Below are 3,169 nucleotides of genomic sequence, written 5' to 3'. Positions count from 1 at the left end.
GATTGTTCATTGAAAACTGGATAGTGAAGTAAAAAAATCAAAACAAACCGAGAACACCGCGTTGAATGAGTTTTTTAATAAGTTCAATTGCTTATTTTCTTGATTAAGCTTCTATCGCTAGAAGAACTGATCAAAACCCAACCGCAAGGTTGAGAAGGTTAAGTGAATAAGGGCGCACGGTGGATGCCTTGGCACTAGGAGCCGATGAAGGACGGGACGAACGCCGATATGCTTTGGGGAGCTGTAAGTAAGCTATGATCCAGAGATTTCCGAATGGGGGAACCCAGCATCTTTTATAGGATGTTACTTTCCAGTGAATACATAGCTGGTTAGAGGTAGACGCAGAGAACTGAAACATCTAAGTACCTGCAGGAAGAGAAAGAAAATTCGATTCCCTGAGTAGCGGCGAGCGAAACGGGAAAAGCCCAAACCAAGATGCTTGCATCTTGGGGTTGTAGGACTCCGATATGGTAGTCCAACCAGATAGTCGAATGACTTGGAAAAGTCAGTCAAAGAGGGTAAAAACCCCGTAGACGAAATGTGGTTGACACCTAGGAGGATCCTGAGTACGGCGGAACACGAGGAATTCCGTCGGAATCCGGGAGGACCATCTCCCAAGGCTAAATACTCCCTAGTGACCGATAGTGAACCAGTACCGTGAGGGAAAGGTGAAAAGCACCCCGGAAGGGGAGTGAAATAGATCCTGAAACCGTGTGCCTACAACAAGTTAGAGCCCGTTAATGGGTGATAGCGTGCCTTTTGTAGAATGAACCGGCGAGTTACGATTGCCTGCGAGGTTAAGTTGAAGAGACGGAGCCGTAGCGAAAGCGAGTCTGAATAGGGCGAATGAGTAGGTAGTCGTAGACCCGAAACCATGTGATCTACCCATGTCCAGGTTGAAGGTGCGGTAAAACGCACTGGAGGACCGAACCCACGTACGTTGAAAAGTGCGGGGATGAGGTGTGGGTAGCGGAGAAATTCCAAACGAACTTGGAGATAGCTGGTTCTCTCCGAAATAGCTTTAGGGCTAGCCTCGGAAGTAAGAATGATGGAGGTAGAGCACTGTTTGGACTAGGGGCCCTTCTCGGGTTACCGAATTCAGATAAACTCCGAATGCCATACATTCATATCCGGGAGTCAGACTGTGAGTGATAAGATCCATAGTCGAAAGGGAAACAGCCCAGACCACCAGCTAAGGTCCCAAAATATATGTTAAGTGGAAAAGGATGTGGAGTTGCACAGACAACTAGGATGTTGGCTCAGAAGCAGCCACCATTTAAAGAGTGCGTAATAGCTCACTAGTCGAGTGACCCTGCGCCGAAAATGTACCGGGGCTAAACATATTACCGAAGCTGTGGAGTGTACCGTAAGGTACATTGGTAGGAGAGCGTTCTAAGGGCGTTGAAGGTAGATCGTGAGGACTGCTGGAGCGCTTAGAAGTGAGAATGCCGGTATGAGTAGCGAAAGACAGGTGAGAATCCTGTCCACCGAATGACTAAGGTTTCCTGGGGAAGGCTCGTCCGCCCAGGGTTAGTCGGGACCTAAGCCGAGGCCGAAAGGCGTAGGCGATGGACAACAGGTTGATATTCCTGTACCCGTTGGCATTGTTTGAGCAATGGAGGGACGCAGGAGGCTAAGGAATGCAGACGATTGGAAATGTCTGTCCAAGCAACAAGTCTTAGTGAGAGTCAAATGCTTTCACTTTTAAGGACAAGTTGTGATGGGGAGGGAAATAATAGTACCGAAGTTCCTGATGTCACACTGCCAAGAAAAGCTTCTAGTGAGAAGTCAACGGCCCGTACCGCAAACCGACACAGGTAGTCGAGGAGAGAATCCTAAGGTGAGCGAGAGAACTCTCGTTAAGGAACTCGGCAAAATGACCCCGTAACTTCGGGAGAAGGGGTGCTGCTCTAACGAGCAGCCGCAGTGAATAGGCCCAAGCGACTGTTTATCAAAAACACAGGTCTCTGCAAAATCGAAAGATGACGTATAGGGGCTGACGCCTGCCCGGTGCTGGAAGGTTAAGAGGAGTGCTTAGCGCAAGCGAAGGTACGAATTGAAGCCCCAGTAAACGGCGGCCGTAACTATAACGGTCCTAAGGTAGCGAAATTCCTTGTCGGGTAAGTTCCGACCCGCACGAAAGGCGTAACGATTTGGGCACTGTCTCAACGAGAGACTCGGTGAAATTTTAGTACCTGTGAAGATGCAGGTTACCCGCGACAGGACGGAAAGACCCCATGGAGCTTTACTGTAGTTTGATATTGAGTGTCTGTACCGCATGTACAGGATAGGTAGGAGCCGTAGAAATCGGGACGCTAGTCTCGACGGAGGCAATGGTGGGATACTACCCTTGCGTTATGGCCACTCTAACCCGCACCACTAATCGTGGTGGGAGACAGTGTCAGATGGGCAGTTTGACTGGGGCGGTCGCCTCCTAAAAGGTAACGGAGGCGCCCAAAGGTTCCCTCAGAATGGTTGGAAATCATTCGAAGAGTGTAAAGGCAGAAGGGAGCTTGACTGCGAGAGCTACAACTCGAGCAGGGACGAAAGTCGGGCTTAGTGATCCGGTGGTTCCGCATGGAAGGGCCATCGCTCAACGGATAAAAGCTACCCTGGGGATAACAGGCTTATCTCCCCCAAGAGTCCACATCGACGGGGAGGTTTGGCACCTCGATGTCGGCTCGTCGCATCCTGGGGCTGTAGTCGGTCCCAAGGGTTGGGCTGTTCGCCCATTAAAGCGGCACGCGAGCTGGGTTCAGAACGTCGTGAGACAGTTCGGTCCCTATCCGTCGCGGGCGTTGGAAATTTGAGAGGATCTGTCCTTAGTACGAGAGGACCGGGATGGACTTACCGCTGGTGTACCAGTTGTCTCGCCAGAGGCATCGCTGGGTAGCTATGTAGGGAAGGGATAAACGCTGAAAGCATCTAAGTGTGAAACCCACCTCAAGATGAGATTTCCCATTTCTTTAAGAAAGTAAGATCCCTGAGAGATGATCAGGTAGATAGGTCAGAAGTGGAAGTGCAGTGATGTACGGAGCGGACTGATACTAATCGATCGAGGACTTAACCAAAAGAAAAAATGAACTCGAAGAGTTTTGATACTACTTTGCATCCAGTTTTGAGTGAAGAATCACTCAACCAAATAGTGTGGTGGCGATAGCAAGAAGGA

Annotated in this window: 1 rRNA gene; it reads left to right on the top strand. The window is 49.8% G+C overall.

Annotated elements, in window-relative coordinates:
- Positions 1-156: 156 nt before the first annotated feature.
- Positions 157-3,071: ribosomal RNA gene (locus tag NE257_RS11485) — 23S ribosomal RNA — on the top strand.
- Positions 3,072-3,169 lie beyond the last annotated feature (98 nt).

This window comes from Enterococcus italicus (genome assembly GCF_023743875.1).
In the GTDB taxonomy this organism is placed as follows: domain Bacteria; phylum Bacillota; class Bacilli; order Lactobacillales; family Enterococcaceae; genus Enterococcus_G; species Enterococcus_G italicus.
The sequence above is the reverse complement of the archived record's forward strand: the minus strand, read 5'-3'. Positions and strand labels throughout refer to the sequence as shown.